Source organism: Variovorax sp. R-27 (assembly GCF_049913215.1).
Taxonomy (GTDB): Bacteria; Pseudomonadota; Gammaproteobacteria; order Burkholderiales; family Burkholderiaceae_C; genus Variovorax.
Map to the genome: position 1 here is coordinate 1 of NZ_CP183984.1, position 20161 is coordinate 20161.

Sequence of the window (20161 nt, forward strand, 5' to 3'; positions counted from 1 at the left end):
ATGTCGACTGACGGCATCGGCGAAAGCCTGTGGCAGGCCTGCGTCGACCAGCTCGCGCAGGAGCTGTCCGAGCAGCAGTTCAACACCTGGATCAAGCCCCTGACAGCGCAGGTCGCCGACGACCTGTCGCGCATGACGGTGTTCGTCGCCAACCGCTTCAAGCTCGACTGGATCCGGGCCCAGTACGCCGGCAAGATCGCCGCCATGGCCGAGAAGATGTACGGCCAGCCGGTTGCCATCGAGTTAGCGCTCGCTCCGCGCGAAGTGCCCGTGCGCTCTGCACCCGTGGCCGTCATGACCGAAACGGACGTGCCCCGCGACGTGGCCGGCCCGGGCGAGGAGCCTGCCGCGGCCGGCTTCAAGAACCGCCTGAATTCCGGCCTCACTTTCGACACCCTGGTCGAGGGCACGGCCAACCGCATGGCGCGCGCCGCGGCCATGCACGTGGCTGGCATGCCCGGCCATCTTTACAACCCGCTTTTCATCTACGGCGGCGTCGGCCTGGGCAAGACCCACCTGATGCACGCTGTGGGTAACCGGCTGCTGGCCGACAAGCCGGATTCCAAAGTTCTCTACATCCACGCCGAGCAATTCGTCTCGGATGTGGTCAAAGCCTATCAGCGCAAGACTTTCGATGAGTTCAAGGAGCGCTACCACTCGCTCGATCTGTTGCTGATCGACGATGTGCAGTTCTTCGCCAACAAGGACCGGACGCAGGAAGAATTCTTCAACGCGTTCGAGGCCCTGCTCGCCAAGAAGTCGCACATCGTGATGACCAGCGACACCTATCCGAAGGGGCTGGCGGACATCCACGAGCGCCTGGTTTCGCGCTTCGATTCGGGCCTCACGGTGGCCATCGAGCCGCCCGAGCTTGAAATGCGCGTGGCCATCCTGATCAACAAGGCGCGCGCCGAATCGGCCGAAATGCCGGAAGAAGTGGCCTTCTTCGTCGCCAAGAACGTGCGCTCCAACGTGCGCGAGCTCGAAGGGGCGCTGCGCAAGATCCTGGCGTATTCGCGCTTCAACCAGAAGGAGATCTCGATCGCCCTGGCGCGCGAGGCGCTGCGCGACCTGCTGTCGATCCAGAATCGGCAGATCTCCGTCGAGAATATCCAGAAGACGGTGGCCGACTACTACAAGATCAAGGTCGCCGACATGTACAGCAAGAAACGCCCGGCCAGCATTGCGCGGCCACGGCAGATCGCGATGTACCTGGCCAAGGAGCTCACGCAGAAAAGCCTGCCGGAAATCGGCGAGCTGTTCGGTGGGCGCGACCACACGACGGTGCTGCACGCGGTGCGCAAGATCTCGGGCGAGCGCCAGCAGCTCACCGAGCTCAACCAGCAGCTCCACGTGCTCGAACAGACGCTCAAGGGCTGACCGCCGAATGTCATCAAGGGTGCCCCTCGCGACAGCGGAGAATGGCGTCTTACAGGCTGATTCAAAGAGATAGAGAAGAGGAAGAAGACATGATCGTTTTGAAGGCAAACCAAGACAAAGTCCTCGCCGCGCTGCAGTCGGTGGCGGGCATCGTCGAGCGGCGTCACACCTTGCCGATCCTGGCGAACGTGCTGATCCGCAAGACCGGCGGCCAGCTGCAGCTGACCACGAGCGACCTCGAAATCCAGATCCGCACCACCGCCGAGCTCGGCGGCGACGAAGGCAACTTCACCACCACCATCGGCGCGCGCAAGCTGATCGACATCCTGCGCACCATGCCGGCCGACCAGACCGTGAGCCTCGAATCGAGCGCGAGCAAGCTGGTGCTCAAGGGCGGCAAGAGCCGCTTCACGCTGCAGTCGCTGCCCGCCGAAGACTTTCCGCTGGTTCAGGAAGCAGCCAATTTCGGCCCCGTGTTCAGCGTGCCGCAAAAGACGCTGAAGGACCTGCTCTCGCAGGTGTCGTTCGCCATGGCCGTACACGACATCCGCTACTACCTGAACGGCATCCTGTTCGTTGCCGAAGGCAAGCAGCTGAGCCTGGTGGCCACCGACGGCCACCGCCTGGCGTTCTCGTCGGCCACGCTCGACGTCGAAGTGCCGCGCCAGGAAGTCATCCTGCCGCGCAAGACCGTGCTCGAAATGCAGCGCCTGCTGTCCGACGCCGAAGGCGCCATCGAGATGCAGTTCGCGAACAACCAGGCCAAGTTCAGCTTCGGCGGCATGGAGTTCGTCACCAAGCTGGTCGAGGGCAAGTTCCCCGACTACAACCGCGTCATCCCGAAGAACCACAAGAACACCGTCACGCTGGGCCGCGCGCCGCTCCTGGCCAGCCTGCAGCGCACCGCCATCCTGACCAGCGAGAAGTTCAAGGGCGTGCGCCTGAACATCGAGCCGGGCACACTGCGCATCGCGTCGAACAACGCCGAGCAGGAAGAAGCCCAGGACGAGCTCGACATCGACTACGGCGGCGACGCCATCGAAATCGGCTTCAACGTGACCTACCTGATCGACGCGCTGTCGAACATGGACCAGGACATGGTCAAGCTGGACCTTGCCGACTCCAACAGCTCGGCCTTGTTAACCATCCCCGAGAACGCATCTTTCAAGTACGTCGTGATGCCGATGCGTATCTAGCAGACACACCACGCAGCGCCTTGCGCATACAGCCCGCGGCCCTCCGCGGGTTTGCGCTTTCAAGAGGCTGCGAATTGAGCTTTTGAGAGCCCGAAATATCACGTGAATACCGTGAGAGTTAGAGGAATATCCGAATGAGTGCTGAAGAAAACAAGCCCGACGTGCCCCACACCGAGCCCGTCTACATCCCCGAGATCGACACCGTGGCCCCCGACACCAGCTACGGCGAAGGCTCCATCACGATCCTCGAAGGGCTTGAAGCCGTGCGCAAGCGCCCCGGCATGTACATCGGCGACACCTCCGACGGCACCGGCCTGCACCACCTGGTGTTCGAAGTCGTCGACAACTCCATCGACGAGGCGCTGGCCGGCCATTGCGACGACATCGTCGTGACCATCCACTCCGACAACTCGATCAGCGTTACCGACAACGGCCGCGGCATCCCGACCGGCGTGAAGATGGACGACAAGCACGAGCCCAAGCGCTCGGCTGCGGAAATTGCGCTCACCGAACTGCACGCCGGCGGCAAGTTCAACCAGAACAGCTACAAGGTGTCGGGCGGCCTGCACGGCGTGGGCGTGAGTTGCGTGAACGCGCTGAGCGTGATGCTGCGTTTGGTGGTGCGCCGCGAAGGCAAGATCCACGAACTCGAATTCAGCCGCGGCTTCGTGCAGAACCGCCTGCTCGAGACGGTGAACGGCGTCGAAGTCTCGCCCATGAAGATCATCGGCGACACCGACAAGCGCGGCACCGAGGTGCACTTTCTGCCCGACACGCAGATCTTCAAGGAGAACTCGGACTTCCACTACGAGATCCTCAGCAAGCGCCTGCGTGAACTGAGCTTCCTGAACAATGGCGTGCGCATCCGCCTGAAGGACGAGCGCACCGGCAAGGAAGACGACTTCTCCGGCGCCGGCGGCGTGCGCGGCTTCGTCGAGTTCATCAACAAGGGCAAGACCGTCCTGCATCCGAACTCGTTCTATGCCGAAGGCGAGCGCCCGGCCGACACTTACGGCGGCATCCCCGGCACGCACATCGGCGTCGAAGTGGCGATGCAGTGGAACAGCGGCTACAACGAGCAGGTGCTGTGCTTCACCAACAACATCCCGCAGCGTGACGGCGGCACCCACCTCACCGGCCTGCGCGCCGCGATGACCCGCGTCATCAACAAGTACATCGAAGAGAACGAGTTCGCGAAGAAGGCGAAGGTCGAAGTCACCGGCGACGACATGCGCGAAGGCCTGTGCTGCGTGCTGAGCGTGAAAGTGCCCGAGCCCAAGTTCTCGAGCCAGACCAAGGACAAGCTGGTGTCCAGCGAAGTGCGCGCGCCGGTGGAAGACATCGTCGGCAAGCTGCTCACCGACTACCTGCAGGAACGCCCGAACGACGCCAAGATCATCTGCGGCAAGATCGTCGAGGCCGCCCGTGCCCGCGAAGCCGCCCGAAAGGCCCGCGAAATGACGCGCCGCAAGGGCGTGCTCGACGGCATGGGCCTGCCCGGCAAGCTGGCCGACTGCCAGGAGAAAGATCCGGCGCTGTGCGAGGTCTACCTGGTGGAGGGTGACTCCGCCGGCGGCTCCGCCAAGCAGGGCCGCGACCGGAAGTTCCAGGCCATCCTGCCGCTACGCGGCAAGATCCTGAACGTCGAGAAGGCACGCTACGAGAAGCTGCTCACCAGCAACGAAATTCTCACGATGATCACCGCGCTGGGCACCGGCATCGGCCGTGCCGGCGCGACCACCGCGGGCGGCGGCGCGGACGACTTCAACGTCGCCAAGCTGCGCTACCACCGCATCATCATCATGACCGACGCCGACGTCGACGGCGCCCACATCCGCACGCTGCTGCTGACGTTCTTCTATCGCCAGATGCCCGAGCTGGTCGAGCGCGGCCACATCTACATCGCGCAGCCTCCGCTGTACAAGGTGAAGGTCGGCAAGGAAGAGCAGTACCTGAAGGACGGCCCCGCGCTCGACGCCTTCCTGCTCAAGGTGGCGCTGAAAGACGCGAGCCTGCAGACCGGCGGCGCCAACTCCACCACGCTGAGCGGCGACACCCTGGGCGAGCTTGCGCGCAAGCACCAGGTGGCCGAGGCCGTGATCGCGCGCCTGCGCAACTTCATGGACGCCGAGGCACTGCGCGCCATCGCCGACGGCGTGGCGCTCGACCTCGACACCACGCCCGCCGCCGAGGCATCGGCCGTGGCGCTGCAGGCCAAGCTGCGCGAGCTCAACACCACTGGCATTCCGGCAGAGGTGAGCAACGAGTTCGACGCGCGCACCGACAAGCCGCTGCTGCGCATCAGCCGCCGCCACCACGGCAACATCAAGAGCAGCGTGATCACGCAAGACTTCGTGCACGGCGCCGACTACGCCGCGCTCGCCGAAGCCGCCAACACCTTCCGCGGCCTGCTGAGCCCCGAAGGCGCGCTGGTCAAGCGCGGCGAAGGCGAACGCGCCAAGGAAGAAAAGGTCGACGACTTCCGCCAGGCCATGAAGTGGCTCATCGGCGAAGCCGAGCGCGCCACCTCGCGCCAGCGCTACAAGGGCCTGGGCGAGATGAACCCCGAGCAGCTGTGGGAAACCACGATGGACCCGACCGTGCGCCGCCTGCTACGAGTGCAGATCGACGACGCGATCGAAGCCGACCGCGTGTTCACGATGCTGATGGGCGACGAGGTGGAGCCGCGCCGCGAGTTCATCGAGCAGAACGCGCTGCGGGCGGCGAATATCGACGTGTAAGCCGCTAGGCGCGCGTTTTCTTTGGCGTGGGACCAGCGTCCGTCGCCGACTCTTCATCGCGCAGCCGCCGCCACAGCGTGGCGCGGCTGATGCCGAGCACGGCGCAGGCCTTGGCCTGGTCGCCCTGCACCGATTGAAGCACCTCGCGCACGCGACGTAGTTCAGCGGCGCGGCGCGCACCCTTCAGCAGGCGCTCGCGCACGGGCGCCGGGCGAGCTTGGGTGCATTCGGGAAACACCTCCAGCAGACGGGCCCGGTCCAGGTTACCGGAGGGCGCCAGGTAGCTGTGACAAGCCAGCAGGCGCTCGACCAGGTTTTCCAGCTCGCGCACGTTGCCAGGCCAACCGTAGCCCGCGGCCAGTTCCAGCAAAGCGGCGAGCCAGGCCGATGCCTGCGCTGCCGGTACGCCAGCCCTGCCGGCGCGGCGGGCCATCAGTTCGGCCGCCAGGAGCGCGATGTCGGCTTCGCGATCGCGAAGAGGAGGCATCTCGATGCGCAGCACCGCGAGCCGGTAGTACAGGTCGCGCCGGAAGAGGCCGCGCTCCACCTGGGATGCGAGGTCGGCATGTGTGGCCGCGATCACACGCAGGTCCACCGGTACGGCAGCGGTCGCCCCGAGGCGAAGCACCTCCCGCTCCTGCAGCACGCGCAGCAGCCGGGTCTGCAGCGCCAGGGGCATGTCGCCGATCTCGTCGAGAAACAGAGTGCCCGTGTGGGCGGCTTCGACCAGGCCTGTCTTGCCGCCGCGCCGCGCGCCAGTGAAGGCGCCTTCCTCGTAGCCGAACAGCTCACTCTCCAGCAGGCTCTCTCCCAGGGCGGCGCAGTTCACGGCCAGGAACGGCTGCGTCGCTCTCCGGCTGGCGGTATGAATGCCCTGCGCCACGAGCTCCTTGCCGGTGCCGCTCTCCCCGACGATGAGGACCGTAGCCTCGCTCGACGCGCATTGCGCGGCAAGCTCGCGCACGCGCTGCGCCAGGGGGCTGTTGCCTGTGAATGCCTCAAGCCGGTATCGCGTGGGTGCGCCCCGTTGCCGCTGGTTGGCGCGCAGGTGGCGGTCCGCGCGCTGGATCACTGCCGGGTCGCGGCACACGAGCAGCGCGCCGGTGACCTCGCCTCCTTCCATGACCGGCGCGCGCCGGACCACCAGCGTACGCATGCCGATCTGCAGCACCTCCTCGGCCGGGGCCTCGCGCAGGCGCAGCGTGGCGCCGAGGTCCAGCACGGGCTCCACTTCGCCCAGCACGCGGCCCGCCAGTTCCTGGACGGAGGCTCCCAGCAGTTCCGCCATGACCGGGTTCAGCGCCTCGATGCGCTGCTGCAAGTCCACCGCGACCACGCCGTCCTGCAGCTGACCGAGGACGGTGTTCAGCCGTTCGTGGCGCGCCCGCTCGGCAAGGCTGTGGCGCGCAAGATGGATGGCGTCCTGAAGCGCCTGGCGCACGGCATCGTCCGAGTACATCAGCACGCTGGCGATGCCGGCTTGCTCGGCCAGGTCGGCGACCAGGCCGGGCGCGACCACTGCCTGGACGCCAGCCGCGCGCAGCGCCTCCACGCAGGCGGGGGCGTCGTCGGCACCCCGATAGCTGAACTGGGCGATGCCCATGCCGAACAGCGCGTCGAGCTGCGCCAGATGCTCCGAGGGACCGTCGAACGACACGAGCCCCACCCGGGGCGAGAGGGCGCGCGCGGCCGCCAGAGCACGCATCAGGTCGAAGCCGCGTACCTCCACCATGGCCACCGGGATGTCCAGATGCTGGCGCAGCCATTCGCCGCTGGCACCTGCCGCCACCACCGCATCGACCGGTGCGCGCGCATGCAGTTCGCGCACCGCTTCGACGGCCTCGTCGAAGGCAAGACCTACCAGTTCGATTTGCGCCTGCGCCGCCACCTCGGGTACCAGTCGCACCAGCACGCGGCCCAGCCGGTGGCGAGCCACGGCCACGATGCGAGGCCGGCGAGGCGCGGCGGACGAATGGGCAGGTGGCAGGGCGAGTGCATTCATTCGGCGAATTCTATGGTTTCAAAAGTGAAATGAATCTGAAACATCGCGCATTGAAAAACCACCGAAGAAAGTCATAAATTCCTTTTGGATCAATGACTTATATCCAACGACTTGCGAATCCGGTCTATGGCATAGCACTTGCGCACCCTGGATAAGACCCCCGTGGTCTTGCTTTCTCAAATAACCAGGAGCCAACCGTGAACTTCCGTCGCCTTTCTGCAGTGACATGCGCAACTGCCGCCGCCCTGGCTTGCACGCTATCTCTGAGCGTCCAGGCACAGACATGGCCTACCAAGCCGATCCGGCTGGTCGTGCCGTTCTCTGCGGGCGGTGCCAACGACCTGATGGCGCGCGCCGCGGCCGAAGGAGCATCGAAGCAGCTCGGCCAGCCGGTGATCATCGACAACAAGCCCGGTGCGGGCGCCATCCTCGGCGCCGACGTGGTCGCCAAGAGCGCGCCCGACGGCTACACCTTCCTGGTGAGCGCGGCCGGCGTGGTGTCGAACAGCATGATCAAGAAAAACATGCCGTACAAAGACGAGGCACTGGTGCCGGTGGCCATGATCGCGCTGGCGCCCTCGGTGGTGGTGGTGCCGGCCAATGCGCCCTACAAGGATCTGAAGGAGTTCGTCGCCGCGTCGAAGAAAGCTGGCAACGGCTTCCACTGGGCCACGGCGGGCACCGGCAGCACGCCGCATTTCGTCGAAGGCATTCTCGAGACGAAGTACGGCAGCAAGCTCGACGTGGTGCCCTACAAGAGCGGCTCGGAGTCGATCACCGCAGTGCTCGGCAACCAGGTCGAGGCGACGTCGGAGGCCAGCATCGTGGTGCTGCCGTACATCAAGAGCGGCAAGCTCAAGGCACTGGCAGGCACGTGGACGCAGCGCATCTCGGCCTACCCCGAGCTGCCGACGGCGGCTGAAGAGGGCTTTCCCGAGATCCGCATCGCGCACTGGGCCGGCGTGCATGCGCCGCGCGGCACACCTGACGCCATCCTCGACAAGATGGCCGCTGCGATCGACGCAGCCATGAAGTCGCCGGAGACGGCCAAGCGCCTGAAGGACATGGGCATCGAGCCCATCGGCGGCACGCGTGCGAGCTTCACCAAGTTCGTCGACGAAGAACGCGCAAGGCTCGGTGGCGTCGTGAAGGCCACCGGCATGAAGGAAGACTGAGCACCCCATGAGCACGACCAACGAATCTCCGAAGAAAACCCTGCGCCGGCTGGCCGAGGCACGCCGCGGCGTGCTGGTGCCGGGCGCGTTCAACGCGATGTCGGCGCGCGTGATCGAAGACCTCGGCTTCGAGGCGATCTACATCACCGGCGCGGGCGTCACCAACATGTACCTCGGCCTGCCCGACCAGGCCTTCATGGGCCTGCACGAGATCGCCGAGCACACGGCGCGCATCCGCGACGCGGTGAACCTGCCGCTGCTGGTCGACGCCGACACCGGCTTCGGCAATGCGCTCAACGTGCGCCACACGGTGCGCGTGCTCGAGCGGGCGGGGGCAGACTGCATCCAGCTCGAAGACCAGGTCAGTCCCAAGCGCTGCGGCCACTTCTCGGGCAAGGCGGTGATCGACACCGACGAGATGCTCGGCAAGATCAAGGCGGCTGTCGACGCCCGGCAGGACAGCGACCTGCTCGTCATGGCCCGCACCGATGCGGCCGCCGTGCACGGCTTCGAGGCCGCCATCGAGCGCGCGCAGAAGTTCAGCGAGGCCGGCGCCGACATCCTGTTCGTCGAAGCCGTGACGCTGGCCGACGAAGTGCGTGCGATGCCCCAGCGGCTGAACAAGCCGCAGCTCATGAACATGGTGATCGGCGGCAAGACGCCGACCTTCGGTGCGCAGGAGCTGGGCGCGCTGGGCTACGGCTTCGTGCTCTACGCCAACGCCGCATTGCAGGGCGCGGTGGCCGGCATGCAGAAAGCGCTCACTGCCTTGCGCGACGACAAGCGCCTGGAGGAAGATCCCGCGCTGGTAGCCCCTTTCGCCGAGCGCCAGCGCCTCGTCGGCAAACCCCAATGGGACGCGCTCGAGCGTCTCTACATCTAGGCCCAGGCAGTGTCATGAACAGGCTTTCAACCGCGGAGATCCAGCGATCGGCGCTGCTGGTCATGGACTACCAGCCCGGCATCCTCGGCTTCCTTCCTGACCCGGCAACGCTGTTCGCGAAGGTCATGCCGGTGCAGCAGCTGATGCGCTCGCGAGGCGCGAAGGTGGGCTTCGTGCGCGTGGCTTTCGATGCGGCCGACCTCGAGCGCTTCCCCGGGCACAGCGCCATGGGCGCGCGCGTCAAGGCGGCGGGCGCCCATATGCATCTCGACTCCCCATCGACCGCCGTCCATCCGGATTTGGGCGTCGCGCCGGGCGACATCATTGTTCGCAAGACGCGGGTGGGCGCCTTCTCGACGACCGACCTTCACGCCCAACTGCAGCGCGCGGGCATCGAGACCCTGGTGCTCGCCGGCGTACACACCAGTGGCGTGGTGCTTTCCACGGTTCGCGAGGCGCACGACCTCGACTATCGGCTCATCGTCCTGTCGGACGCGTGCGCCGATCCGGACGCCAAGGTGAACGAGTTCCTGTTGCGCGAGATCTTTCCGAAACAGGCGACCGTGGCCACTACGGCGGAGTTTTGCGAAGCGATTTCGCCTTAGCTTCGGGCGCCGCGGACACGTCCTGCCGGGCGCTTGTCATTGGAGGTGCAGAGTCGAGACCTGCGAGCCTTCGGTGCAGGGGCCGTCTGAATATTCGGCCGTGCCGGAAGGCGTGACGCACTTGGTCACCGCAAGGCGGGCAGGCGTTACCACTACGGGCCTCAGATCGGAGGCGACGGATGGCGAGGCCGGCAAGGCGGATGCCCGAACGGGCAGGGCGGCCGAACTCGCCGGTAGTGCATCGCCTGAGCGAGCGTTTGCCAGCGGCGACTGAACGACCGCAGGGACCACGGCCGCCTGGACAGGCGCTCGCGCCGCGCGCTCCCTCAGCAAGTCCGTCAGTGCCACGTAGAAGAGGAACACCGCCAGCAACGCCAACGCCAGGCACGGCGCCCAATAGCGTTGCGACCCGAGGCCGGTTTCCGGCCGCCCGCTCAGTGCCGCGGCCATGCCGGGCCCCCGCTCTGCAACGTCCCCGCCCGCCGGGCGTCCACTTTCTTGAACTCTTCGATCGTCGATTCGAGGGTCATGGCTGAAGCTCCGTGTGTCCGTCCAGCAGTTCATATCGCGCGCCGCGATGCACCGCTGTAGGCGCACACCCCTGCACGTTTGCGGATTCAGACGCCAAAACGCCGCATGACGCGGCGAAAAAGCACGGATCAGGGTTTCCGTGAGGTCTGTTAATAAAAGTAGCCCGCACGCGCGTCACACGGTCGTCATCAGCTATGAAAACAATAGCATTCAGTTCCAATCCGAAGATCGTTCCTCGTAAACGCTATATCTAGCCCGACTCTTGCTAAGCAAAATCCTCGACGGATTTCACGTCACGCAAGATCGAGGACCACACAGCAATGAACCCTACGCGTCTCCGCCGGCCCCTGGCCGCGCTGGTATTGGGCGGTACAGCAGCATTCCTCGGGGCCGTGACTTCGGCCCATGCGTTCTCGAACCCGCCCATCCAGGTGGCGCAGGGCATCGAATACATGTGCGGTGGCGCCGCCAGGGATGAAGCCGCATTCATGGAAATGGTGTCGCCACGCTGGGCCGCGACCATCGAGTTCGGCGTGAGCGACGGCAAGGGCGCGCAGGTGGCTGGCTTTCCGGCCAAGGCCCTGATCGAGGTGCGCCAGAAATATACCGGCCAGATCGTGATGGACGTGCAGTCGCAAGGCCCCTACATGCTGGCGCGCCTCAATCCGGGCGCCTATGACGTGAACGTGACGCTCGGCGGTCTCACGCTGACGCAATCGCTGGTGGTGATTGCCGGCATGCCGGCGCGCACGTCGTTCGTCTGGCCGTCGAATTTCGACATGGCTTCGGTGACGCCGGCGCTGCCGCAGACGCAGGCTCTCGCGCAAACTTCCGCCGCCCGCTGAGCGGTCGGCCGCTCCGCTACCCGGCCTGGCGGGCCGGTCAGCCTTTCCTAAGCCACGCGCCGCACAGTGGCACCGTGGCTTCTCGCCACGACGACCAGGAAAGGATCCAGACCATGACCCCCCGTTTTCCATCATCGCGCACGATGCGGCCGCTGGCGGCCGCGGTGTTCTGCGGCGCCGTTCTGCTCGGCGCGCTTTCGTCTGCGCAAGCGGCGGTGAACCCGCCGATCTACATGGCGCACGGCGTCGAGTACATGAGCGGCGGCATCGGCAGTGACGAAGCCCAGCTGATGGAGACGGTGTCGCCGCGCTGGCCCGCCACCTTCGAGTTCGCTGTCAAGGAAAGCAAAGGCGCCGACTTCGCGGCCAATGTGCACGTGACGGTGCGCGACAGCAGCGGCGTCGCGTTGCTCGACAACGTGGTGTCGGGCGGCCCGTTCATGGTGGCGCGGCTGGACCCAGGCAACTACGAGGTCGAGGCGCGGATCGGCAGCCAGGTGCTGAAGCAGCCGCTGCACGTTCTGCAGGGGGCGCCGACCAAGGCGACCTTCGTCTGGCCGGCGGGCACCGACATGGCTTCGGCCAGCACGCGCACGGTGCAGTAGCGCGGCGAAAGTGGGCGCCGGCACCGCATCCGGCCGGCACTCGCTTTGTTAACTCCACCAGGCCATAACGCCTGCTATCCGGGCGCCTTGCGCTATAGAAAAAATAGCGATTGCGGCGTCTCCCGGTATCTTGAATGCGCGGCATGCGCCTTGCAGGTGGTGTATCCCGGGCAGTGCCCGAACCCATTGCCCCGATGCCGATCCGTCCCCTGAGCGCTCTGACCGCGCTGTTGCATGTCTATATAGCGCTGCGCCTGCTGCCCGCGCTGGCCATGCTCACGCCCGCATGGCCGTTGACGTTGCTCGCGCTGGTGGTGTCGGCGGTGACGATTCCGCTGCCTTTTGCATCGCGCCGCATCGGGCGCGACGCATCGGTGGGCGAAGTGCTCAAGTGGGTCGGCCTGATCAGCATGGGCTGGTTCTCGTCGATGTTCGTGCTGACACTGGTGCGCGATGCGGGCCTGCTGCTGGCCTGGCTGGCGAGCGCGCTGGGCGGCGTGCAGGTGCACTGGAACGCCCTGCAGCCATGGAGCGCGCTGGCGGTGCTGGCGATGGCCACGGCCACGTCGGTAATCGGTTTTCTCAATGCGCGCCGAACGGCCAGCGTGAAGCGGGTGGACGTGCCCATCCGCGGGCTGCCGCAGGCGCTCGAGGGCTTCACCATCGCGCAGCTCAGCGACATCCACGTGGGGCCGACAATCCGCAGCGCCTATATCCAGCGCATCGTCGATGCGGTGAACCGCCTCGGCGCCGACGCCATCGCAATCACCGGCGACCTGGTCGACGGCACAGTGCCTGAACTGCGCGAGCACATCGCGCCGCTGGCCGGGCTGCGCGCGCGCCACGGCACCTTTGTGGTCACGGGCAACCACGAGTACTACGCGGGCGCGCATGCCTGGATCGACGAGTTGCGCCGGCTCGGCCTGAAGGTGCTGCTCAATGAACACGTGGTGCTGCAGACGCGCAACGTGCGCGGCGCGCAGACCGACGAAGAGCTGTTCGAAAGCGCGCTGGTGCTGGCCGGCGTGACCGACTTCACCGCCGGGCATTTCGACGCCGCGCATGCCAGCGATCCGCACCTGGCGCTGCATGACGCACCGCCGCTGGTGCACACGCGCGTGCTGCTTGCGCACCAGCCGCGCAGCGCGGTGCTGGCTGCAGCTGCCGGCTACCAGCTGCAGCTGTCGGGCCACACGCACGGCGGCCAGTTCTTTCCGTGGAACCTGTTCGTGCCGATGCAGCAGCCCTTTACGGCGGGCCTGCACCGACTGCACGACATGTGGGTATACGTGAGCCGGGGCACCGGCTATTGGGGCCCGCCGAAGCGCTTTGGCGCGCCTTCTGAAATCACGCTGCTGACGCTGGTGCCGGCGAAGGCCTGAGCGGCCTGCTCGATCAGGATTCCAGCTCGGCCAGCCGGCGGGCGTTGGAGGTGGCTGCTGCGTGAATCGGCTTGAGGCCTTCGCGCGCTATGCGTACCGCAATGCCTGGGAACTGGCTCGCTGCGTTGACCGTGCCGGCTGCCGACTGCACGAATGCGTCGCCATGCGCTGCCGCCTGGGCCGGCGTGACGCTGCCCGCCAGCGAGAAGAAAGCCGTCGTGCTCTGAACCCATTGCTGCAGCACGCGGTTGGCGAGCGAGAAATGGCTGCGGTGCCATTGCTTCACCATCGCAATGCCCGATTCGCTCGCGGCCGCGAGCTTCTCGTCGCCCATGAGCTGGAATTCCGCCAGGTCGGCCGCGCTGGGCGCGAGCCCGGCCTTGGCGATGCGTTCGGTCCGGATGCGGATCACCGAGCCGGAGGACAGCAGCATCTCGTTGGTCTTGAGCGCCAGGTCGAGCCACTGCATGAGCGGATTGGCCAGACGGGCGGCGGAGGTAAGAGACGACATGTGGGGCGGTGCGCTCGAAGGCGGTTGTAGGAGGTCGGACCACTATAGGCTTCGCCGGCTGCAAATGCTGCAGCGCAACAAATCTGACTCTGCATTTTTGTTGATCAAGTCCTACTTTCCGATGTGGAAATTACGTGCTGTGCGAATGCCGGACGCGACGGAAATTAATGATGCTGACTTATTTCCACTTCATGCATTCAGAAGTCGCATCATGAGATTCCACGCTTCCGCGCCCCTTCGAGCCGCCGTGTTCGCGGGCCTTTTCGGCCTGCTGGGCACGGCGGCCCATGCGTTCGAAGACAGCGCACGCGGTATTTATTTCGAAGGGGGCCGCGCACCGCACGGCGAAATGGGCAGCACCAACTCGGCCACGGTGGGCATGACCTTCCCGTGGTCGCTGCGCCAGCCGGTTCAGGAAGGCGCCCTCACAACCTACTGGGACGTGTTCCTGAGCAACTGGCACGCGCCCGCGCTGGGCAACGGCCCGCACGACTACGCGCAGATCGGCGCGATCTACACCTGGCGCTATCGCTTCGACCACGGCAGCTCGCCCTGGTTTGCCGAAGGCGGCGTCGGCGGCAGCGTGATGGACCACGTCTACAAGACGCCCGACCGCAGCTTCAGCACCGCCTTCCAGTTCACCGAGGTGCTGGGCGTTGGACGCAGCTTTGGCGAACACGGCGAGCACGAGCTGTCGCTGCGCCTGCAGCACTTCTCGAACGGCGGCATCAAGAAGCCGAACCCGGGCGAAAACTTCGTCAAGCTGCGCTACACCTACCACTTCTAGCGCCCTGGCCTCGCCGGCACGCGCAGCCGCCTGGCCCTCGCTTCGGTGACCAGATAGCCCAGCGTGGCCACCACCAGCGGCAGCAGGTAATACAGGCCGCGATAGGCCAGCAGCGCGCCGAGCAGCTTCGCTTGCGGCACCTCGTGCGCGAGCAGCGCCACGAACACCGCCTCGAGCACGCCGAGCCCCGCCGGCACATGCGTGATGACGCCTGCCACCGCCGCCACCAGCAGCACCGCGAGCACCTGCGCGTAGCCGACCTGTCCCTGCAGCAGGAACCAGATCACGCCACCCATCAGCGACCAGTTGGTGCACGACATGGCCAGCTGCAGCAGCGCCATCGGCAGCCCCGGCACCTTGAACGCATGGCCGCGCACGCGCCAGGTGCGCCCCTGTGCCGTGGCGCACAGCACCAGATAGGCCAGCGCCGCCATCAGCAGCACCGCGCCGAGGATGCGCAAGCCCTCGCCGTCGATCTTCCAGTTGGGCGGCAGCGTCATCGGCCAGAAGCAGAAGGCCGTGCCGGCCACCACGAGGTAGCCGAGCCAGTTGGTCAGCATGCTGAAGCCGAGCACACGCGTAATGGTGTCGTTCGCAAGCCCCAGGCGCGAATAGAGCCGGTAGCGGAACGCCACGCCGCCCACCAGCGAACCGAGGTTGAGGTTGAAGGCGTAGCTGATGAAGGTCACGCCCATCACCGTGCCCGTGCCGAGCCGGTGCCGCGTCAGGTACCGGCCCAGCAGGTCGTACGTGCTGTAGAGCGCAAAGCTGCAGGCCGCCAGCGCACCGGCTGCGAGCAGGAAGATGAGAGGCAGCGCGCGGATCGCATCGAGCACCTCTTCCCAATCGATGGTGCGCGCCTGCCGCACGAGCAGCCAGGCGATCAGCGCGAAAAAGCCCCACATCGCCGCGCGGCGGGCCCAGGGCCACCAGCTGTGGCGGGAGAGTGCCATCGTGCTCATTGCGATACGGCCTTTCCGCTCAGGCGGTTTCCGTCTGCGTAGCACCGCCGGCCGGATTGCTGCGCCCGGTGTCGCGCCGGCTCGCAAGGTCGGTGGCCTCGGCCGGCGTCAGGCGCGGCACGTGGCGCGGCAGGCGGCCCAGCAGGGCCGGATACCAGCGCAGGATGTGGAAGACGAAGAAGCTGCGCACCAGCCGCCAGCCGCTCCATTCGCTGGCGAGGTCGGCCGCCTCCACCTGCTTGCAGCTGTGCCGCATCAGCTGGTCCATGCGCTCCCACAGCACCTTGTTGAAGGCTTCGTCGCGCACGATCACGTTGGCTTCCAGGTTGAGCGACAGGCTCAGCGGGTCGAGGTTGCTCGAACCCACGGTGCTCCACTTGTCGTCCATCAGCGCGACCTTGCCGTGCAGCGGGCGGTCGCAGTACTCGTAGATGCGCACGCCGGCGTGCAGCAGGTGGTGGTACAGCATGCTCGCGGCGGTCTTCACGATCGGCATGTCGGGCTCGCCCTGCAGGATGAGCCGCACGTCCACGCCGCGCCGCGCCGCACGCCGCAGCTCCTTGATGAAGCGGTAGCCCGGAAAGAAATACGCATTGGCGATCACGATGCGCTCGCGCGCCGTCCGGATCGCGGCGCGATAGTGGCGCTCGATGTCGTTGGTGTGGCGCCGGTTGTCGCGTGTGACGAACATGGCTTCGGCCTCGCCGGCGTGCACTTGCCCGGCGCGCGGCGCCTGCTTCAGCCGGCGGCGGAACCAGCCCGCGCCCTTGCCGCCGAGCGCGATGGCGCGCAGCACGAACTGATGGATCTCCGCCACGATCGGCCCCGCGAGCTCCACCGCATAGTCCTGCTTGGCCTTGGGGCCGAAGTCGAGCAGGTGGTCCGCCGAATAGTTGATGCCGCCGACGAAGGCGCGCGCGCCGTCGATCACCACGATCTTGCGGTGCATGCGGCGAAACACGTTGAGCCGCTGGCCCATGAAGCGCTGCCCCGGGTCGAACACACGCACCTTCACGCCGGCCGATGTCAGGCCTTCGATGAACTCCCGCGAGAGATCGGGTGAGCCGAAGCCGTCGATCAGCACATCGATCTTCACGCCGCGCTGCGCCGCTTCGCACATGGCGGCATGAAGCTGCATGCCCACCTTGTCCTCGAACAGGATGAAGGTCTCGACGATCACCTCGCGCTGCGCCTGCCGGATGGCGTCGAACACGCGCGGGAAGAATTCCTCGCCGTTCTCCAGCAGCTCGATGCGGTTGCCGCCGATCCAGCGGTTGTTGTTGTTGCTCATGTCTTGCCCGCTCACAGGTCGATGTCCGCCACCAGCGGGGCGTGGTCCGACAGGTGCGACCACGGCCGGCGCGGCAGCACCACGGGCGCGTGCACGCCGGCATTGCGCACATAGATGCGGTCCAGCTGCAGCACCGGGAAACGCGCCGGAAAGGTCCTGGCCGCGCGGCCGTGGGCGTGCACGAACACCTCGCGCAACGCGGCGCCTTTTTCCAGGATGTCGTGCGCGCGGCCGCGCCAGTCGTTGAAGTCGCCCGCCACGATCAGCGGCGCATCGGACGGCACCTCGTCGCGCACGATGTGGCACAGCAGTTCCAGTTGCTGCTCCCGGTGCGCCTCGGCCAGCCCGAGGTGCGCGCAGATCACATGCACGTCGACGACGCGGCCCGGCAGCCGCAGCACGCAGTGCAGCAGGCCGCGCTTCTCTGGGCCGCTCACCGACACGTCGTGATTGCGGAAATGCACGATCGGGAATTTCGAGAGCACCGCGTTTCCGTGGTGGCCTTTCGGGTACACCGCGTTGCGCCCGTAGGCGAACTGCGGCCACATGGTGTCGGCCAGAAATTCGTAGTGCGGCGCCTCCGGCCAGTTGTTCACCCTGCGCGAATGGCGCGAGTGGGTGCCCAGCACTTCCTGCAGGAACACGACGTCGGCCCCCACGGTGCGCACGGCATCGCGCAACTCGGGCAGGATGAATTTGCGATTGAGCGCGGTGAAGCCCTTGTGGGTATTCACCGTCATGACCTTGAGCGAGGTCGGCAAGACCGGCGTGGCCGCCGCGGCGTCGGGAATGGGCGAAGAAGACATCGTTGTGCGGGTTGTACGTGGCCCCGCGCGCGCTGACTGTAGGAACGCGCCACCTTCTTGGGACTCATTCGCCCCTTTCGCTGCGTGGCGGCGGGCTCCCCATGGCGGCCGGCTCCTACAGGCAGGCCTGCCGCACCCCCACACGACGGGGATTTCACCGCTCCTACGGTGAATTCAGGGCTCGAGAAAAGCAGCCCGCGTTTTCATCCACCGATACCGATACAAGCCACAAGGAGCAAGCCATGAAGCAAGTCACTTTTCGCGCCACGGTTCTCGCCGCGCTGCTGGGTACGGCAGGCATCGCCCTGGCCCAGACCACGTCCATTCCCGCCCAGCCCGATCCCTCGGCGGGCGGCGAGGCCAGCACCATGACGCCGGCCGGCGTCGCCAACCCGCCGCAGCGCCCCGACAACTCGATGCCCGCATCGCGCGAAGCGGTGAAGGCCGAGGCCCGCGCTCAGAACCGCAGCAACGCCACCACGATGGTGCCCAAGGGCGAGGCAACGACCATGATCAACCACCAGCCGAACGCCATGCCGCAGCCGACCGGCGAGATGTCGCGCGCTGAAGTCAGCCAGACAGGGCGCAAGGTCAAGCCGCAGTTCGGCCAGAAGGGCGAGCGCCCGAACGTGGTGACCAACCCGACGGACAAGGCCGGCACCGGCACGCCGGATTAGTCGGCAAGGCCGCCCGTCAATGAAAAAGCCCGCAGCGCGAAAGCGTTGCGGGCTTTTTCTTCGACAGCGCCGTCACCGGCGCGTCGCGGGCGGGGGTCAGCCCTTGGCGGGTGCCGGCGCACCGCGGTGGCCGTCATGACCGCGATGGCCATCGTGGCCACGGGGGCCGCCGAAGTGCGCGGTCTCGGCGTCGAAGGTCTTCTGCTGCTCGGGCGTCAGCGCGGCATAGAAGGTCTTCGTGGCGTCGGCACGCTTGGCGAACATCGCGCTGCGCTCGGCCTGGCGGGTCTGCATGCGTTCCAGGCGCTCCGGCGTGGTCAGCTTGGCGAACTCGGCGCGGTCCAGGTGCGGGCGCGGGCCGGCGGGCGGCTGCGTCGCGGTGGTGAAGGAGCTCCATGCGCCTTCCTGTGCCGAAGTGAGCTTGAGCTTTTCCTTCAGGGCGGCAAGACGCTTGGCGCGGTGCTCCTGCATGCGCTCCATGCGCTTGGCGGGGTCCATGCGCTTGTGCTGCGCCTTGGGCGCGGCGGCGCTGTCGGCCTGGGCCACCGCGGCGGCGGGTGCGGAGGGAGCAGCGGCCGGCGCTTGAGCAAAGGCGCCCGAAGAGGCGAGGGCGGCCGAACCCAGCAGGCTGGCCCAGACGATGCGTTGGCGAAGAGAAATCATGAGAGTTGCTTCCTTTCGAAGAAGCCCGCCACCGATGGGCAGCAGGTGAGACGAAGTGTGGAAGAGCTCTGTGTCGCGCCAGTTAGCCCTGCGTGAGCTTGCGTAAAGAATGATGAACCGCGACCGTGGGCACAACGCATGGCGTGACTTATTGCCTCGATTGGCCGGCCACAGTCGCTTCGGGGGTGAACAGGCTCAGCCCAGCTTGCCGTTCTGGAAATCGTGCACGGCTTGCTTGACCTGCTCCTGCGTGTTCATCACGAAGGGCCCGTATTGCACGATGGGTTCGTGCAGCGGCTTGCCGGCGATGAGCAGCGCGCGCGCCGGGCTGTGGTTGGTTGCGCCGGCGCGCAGCACCACGCCGTCGCTGCCCGCGTCGTTGGCCAGGATCGCCATGCGCCGCGTCGGAATTTCGCTGCCCGCGATCCACAGCGATTCGCGGAACACGTAGACCAGCGCGTTGTGATCGTCCGGCAGCGGCTGCGCGAACTCGGCGCCCGGCGGCAGCGTGATGTCGAGGTACAGGGGCTCGGTGTGCTCGCGCCGCACCGCACCCTCGATGCCGTGGCTTGCGCCAGCAATCACGCGCACGTGCGCGCCGCCGGTGGTGGTGAACTCGGGAATCTCTTCGGTCTGGACGTCGCGATACCAGGGCTCGCGCATCTTGTCTTTGGCAGGCAGGTTGAGCCACAGCTGAAAGCCTTCCATCAGGCCTTCTTCCTGCTCGGGCAGCTCGCTGTGCACGAGGCCGCGGCCGGCGGTCATCCACTGCACGCCGCCGTTCTCGAGCAGCCCCTCGTGGCCCTCGCTGTCGCGGTGGCGCATGCGGCCCGCGATCATGTACGTGACGGTCTCGAAGCCGCGGTGCGGATGGTTGGGAAAGCCGCCGATGTAGTCGCCCGGGTTGTCGCTGCCGAAGGCATCGAGCATCAGGTACGGGTCTAGCCGCTTCTGCAGGGGCTGCTGCAGCACGCGGGTGAGTTTCACGCCGTCGCCGTCGCTGGTGGAAACACCGGCCACGATGTGGTCGATGCCGCGCGGCGTGGCGACGGGATCGGTGGGGTGGTTGGCGTGGTGGTTGGCATTCATCATGCGTCCATGGTGGCACTAACGCGCCTG

At 66.5% G+C, this 20161-nt stretch carries 18 protein-coding genes; 11 read left to right on the forward strand and 7 right to left on the reverse strand.

Features of this window, described 5'->3' with window-relative positions; genetic code table 11:
* From dnaA to gyrB, 3 genes are all read left to right on the forward strand, one after another.
* Entirely contained in the window at positions 1–1380 is a 1380-nt protein-coding gene (dnaA, locus tag ACN9MV_RS00005; protein ID WP_019653666.1) for a chromosomal replication initiator protein DnaA, read from the forward strand.
* 89 nt (positions 1381–1469) lie between these two features.
* A complete protein-coding gene (dnaN, locus tag ACN9MV_RS00010; protein ID WP_093054972.1) occupies positions 1470–2576 on the forward strand; it encodes a DNA polymerase III subunit beta in 1107 nt (368 codons plus the stop codon).
* A gap of 134 nt (positions 2577–2710) precedes the next feature.
* The gene (gene gyrB, locus ACN9MV_RS00015; RefSeq protein ID WP_097197559.1) at positions 2711–5317 is read left to right on the forward strand and encodes a DNA topoisomerase (ATP-hydrolyzing) subunit B; all 2607 of its coding nucleotides are present in this window, start codon (positions 2711–2713) and stop codon (positions 5315–5317) included.
* A 4-nt stretch (positions 5318–5321) separates the two neighbouring features.
* Here gyrB and prpR read toward each other — a convergent pair whose 3' ends face one another.
* Complete coding sequence (prpR, locus tag ACN9MV_RS00020; protein WP_426390942.1) at positions 5322–7319, reverse strand: propionate catabolism operon regulatory protein PrpR; 1998 nt, start codon at positions 7317–7319, stop codon at positions 5322–5324.
* Positions 7320–7540: 221 nt separating this feature from the next.
* On the opposite strand from prpR, the gene ACN9MV_RS00025 reads away from it, so the two are divergent.
* The 6 genes from ACN9MV_RS00025 to ACN9MV_RS00050 all read left to right on the forward strand — a co-directional run bounded on the left by ACN9MV_RS00025 (position 7541) and on the right by ACN9MV_RS00050 (position 13345).
* Positions 7541–8494, forward strand: coding sequence for a tripartite tricarboxylate transporter substrate binding protein (locus ACN9MV_RS00025; protein WP_093174635.1), 954 nt, complete (start codon positions 7541–7543; stop codon positions 8492–8494).
* 7 nt (positions 8495–8501) lie between these two features.
* A complete protein-coding gene (locus ACN9MV_RS00030; protein WP_093174637.1) occupies positions 8502–9377 on the forward strand; it encodes an isocitrate lyase/PEP mutase family protein in 876 nt (291 codons plus the stop codon).
* A gap of 14 nt (positions 9378–9391) precedes the next feature.
* Positions 9392–9982, forward strand: coding sequence for a cysteine hydrolase family protein (locus tag ACN9MV_RS00035; RefSeq protein ID WP_426390943.1), 591 nt, complete (start codon positions 9392–9394; stop codon positions 9980–9982).
* 851 nt (positions 9983–10833) lie between these two features.
* Entirely contained in the window at positions 10834–11358 is a 525-nt protein-coding gene (locus ACN9MV_RS00040) for a hypothetical protein (protein ID WP_426390944.1), read from the forward strand.
* 113 nt (positions 11359–11471) lie between these two features.
* Positions 11472–11963, forward strand: coding sequence for a hypothetical protein (locus ACN9MV_RS00045; RefSeq protein WP_426390945.1), 492 nt, complete (start codon positions 11472–11474; stop codon positions 11961–11963).
* Positions 11964–12097: 134 nt separating this feature from the next.
* Entirely contained in the window at positions 12098–13345 is a 1248-nt protein-coding gene (locus ACN9MV_RS00050; RefSeq protein ID WP_426390946.1) for a metallophosphoesterase, read from the forward strand.
* A gap of 13 nt (positions 13346–13358) precedes the next feature.
* On the opposite strand, the gene ACN9MV_RS00055 is transcribed toward ACN9MV_RS00050, so the two are convergent.
* Positions 13359–13856 carry a polyhydroxyalkanoate granule-associated phasin gene (locus ACN9MV_RS00055; RefSeq protein ID WP_093057143.1) on the reverse strand — a complete coding sequence of 166 codons (498 nt, stop codon included), beginning with the start codon at positions 13854–13856 and terminating at the stop codon, positions 13359–13361.
* 211 nt (positions 13857–14067) lie between these two features.
* Here ACN9MV_RS00055 and ACN9MV_RS00060 point away from each other — a divergent pair, with 211 nt between their 5' ends.
* Positions 14068–14643 carry an acyloxyacyl hydrolase gene (locus ACN9MV_RS00060; protein WP_097197548.1) on the forward strand — a complete coding sequence of 192 codons (576 nt, stop codon included), beginning with the start codon at positions 14068–14070 and terminating at the stop codon, positions 14641–14643.
* Here ACN9MV_RS00060 and ACN9MV_RS00065 read toward each other — a convergent pair.
* From ACN9MV_RS00065 to ACN9MV_RS00075, 3 genes are read right to left on the reverse strand one after another with little or no spacing between them, the layout of a single operon-like run.
* Positions 14640–15605 carry a lysylphosphatidylglycerol synthase domain-containing protein gene (locus ACN9MV_RS00065; RefSeq protein ID WP_426390947.1) on the reverse strand — a complete coding sequence of 322 codons (966 nt, stop codon included), beginning with the start codon at positions 15603–15605 and terminating at the stop codon, positions 14640–14642. The two genes, ACN9MV_RS00060 and ACN9MV_RS00065, sit on opposite strands and share 4 nt — an antisense overlap.
* Before the next feature lie 19 nt (positions 15606–15624).
* Positions 15625–16896: a cardiolipin synthase ClsB gene (gene clsB, locus ACN9MV_RS00070; RefSeq protein ID WP_426390948.1), complete on the reverse strand. Its 1272-nt coding sequence runs from the start codon at positions 16894–16896 to the stop codon at positions 15625–15627.
* An 11-nt stretch (positions 16897–16907) separates the two neighbouring features.
* Positions 16908–17702, reverse strand: coding sequence for an endonuclease/exonuclease/phosphatase family protein (locus ACN9MV_RS00075; protein ID WP_093057140.1), 795 nt, complete (start codon positions 17700–17702; stop codon positions 16908–16910).
* 242 nt (positions 17703–17944) lie between these two features.
* Between ACN9MV_RS00075 and ACN9MV_RS00080 the strand changes: the two genes are divergently transcribed.
* The gene (locus ACN9MV_RS00080) at positions 17945–18379 is read left to right on the forward strand and encodes a serine/threonine protein kinase (RefSeq protein WP_093057139.1); all 435 of its coding nucleotides are present in this window, start codon (positions 17945–17947) and stop codon (positions 18377–18379) included.
* A 96-nt stretch (positions 18380–18475) separates the two neighbouring features.
* On the opposite strand, the gene ACN9MV_RS00085 is transcribed toward ACN9MV_RS00080, so the two are convergent.
* Complete coding sequence (locus ACN9MV_RS00085) at positions 18476–19042, reverse strand: Spy/CpxP family protein refolding chaperone (RefSeq protein ID WP_426390949.1); 567 nt, start codon at positions 19040–19042, stop codon at positions 18476–18478.
* Positions 19043–19237: 195 nt separating this feature from the next.
* The gene (locus ACN9MV_RS00090) at positions 19238–20134 is read right to left on the reverse strand and encodes a pirin family protein (RefSeq protein ID WP_426390950.1); all 897 of its coding nucleotides are present in this window, start codon (positions 20132–20134) and stop codon (positions 19238–19240) included.
* Positions 20135–20161 lie beyond the last annotated feature (27 nt).

Excerpts from the sequence above, each read along its gene's own strand:
- dnaA (WP_019653666.1), top strand. The coding sequence starts at position 1 with ATGTCGACTGACGGCATCGGCGAAAGCCTGTGGCAGGCCTGCGTCGAC.
- dnaN (WP_093054972.1), top strand. The coding sequence starts at position 1,470 with ATGATCGTTTTGAAGGCAAACCAAGACAAAGTCCTCGCCGCGCTGCAG.
- gyrB (WP_097197559.1), top strand. The coding sequence starts at position 2,711 with ATGAGTGCTGAAGAAAACAAGCCCGACGTGCCCCACACCGAGCCCGTC.
- prpR (WP_426390942.1), bottom strand. The coding sequence starts at position 7,319 with ATGAATGCACTCGCCCTGCCACCTGCCCATTCGTCCGCCGCGCCTCGC.
- ACN9MV_RS00030 (WP_093174637.1), top strand. The coding sequence starts at position 8,502 with ATGAGCACGACCAACGAATCTCCGAAGAAAACCCTGCGCCGGCTGGCC.
- ACN9MV_RS00035 (WP_426390943.1), top strand. The coding sequence starts at position 9,392 with ATGAACAGGCTTTCAACCGCGGAGATCCAGCGATCGGCGCTGCTGGTC.
- ACN9MV_RS00040 (WP_426390944.1), top strand. The coding sequence starts at position 10,834 with ATGAACCCTACGCGTCTCCGCCGGCCCCTGGCCGCGCTGGTATTGGGC.
- ACN9MV_RS00045 (WP_426390945.1), top strand. The coding sequence starts at position 11,472 with ATGACCCCCCGTTTTCCATCATCGCGCACGATGCGGCCGCTGGCGGCC.
- ACN9MV_RS00050 (WP_426390946.1), top strand. The coding sequence starts at position 12,098 with ATGCGCGGCATGCGCCTTGCAGGTGGTGTATCCCGGGCAGTGCCCGAA.
- ACN9MV_RS00055 (WP_093057143.1), bottom strand. The coding sequence starts at position 13,856 with ATGTCGTCTCTTACCTCCGCCGCCCGTCTGGCCAATCCGCTCATGCAG.
- ACN9MV_RS00060 (WP_097197548.1), top strand. The coding sequence starts at position 14,068 with ATGAGATTCCACGCTTCCGCGCCCCTTCGAGCCGCCGTGTTCGCGGGC.
- ACN9MV_RS00065 (WP_426390947.1), bottom strand. The coding sequence starts at position 15,605 with ATGAGCACGATGGCACTCTCCCGCCACAGCTGGTGGCCCTGGGCCCGC.
- clsB (WP_426390948.1), bottom strand. The coding sequence starts at position 16,896 with ATGAGCAACAACAACAACCGCTGGATCGGCGGCAACCGCATCGAGCTG.
- ACN9MV_RS00075 (WP_093057140.1), bottom strand. The coding sequence starts at position 17,702 with ATGTCTTCTTCGCCCATTCCCGACGCCGCGGCGGCCACGCCGGTCTTG.
- ACN9MV_RS00080 (WP_093057139.1), top strand. The coding sequence starts at position 17,945 with ATGAAGCAAGTCACTTTTCGCGCCACGGTTCTCGCCGCGCTGCTGGGT.
- ACN9MV_RS00085 (WP_426390949.1), bottom strand. The coding sequence starts at position 19,042 with ATGATTTCTCTTCGCCAACGCATCGTCTGGGCCAGCCTGCTGGGTTCG.
- ACN9MV_RS00090 (WP_426390950.1), bottom strand. The coding sequence starts at position 20,134 with ATGATGAATGCCAACCACCACGCCAACCACCCCACCGATCCCGTCGCC.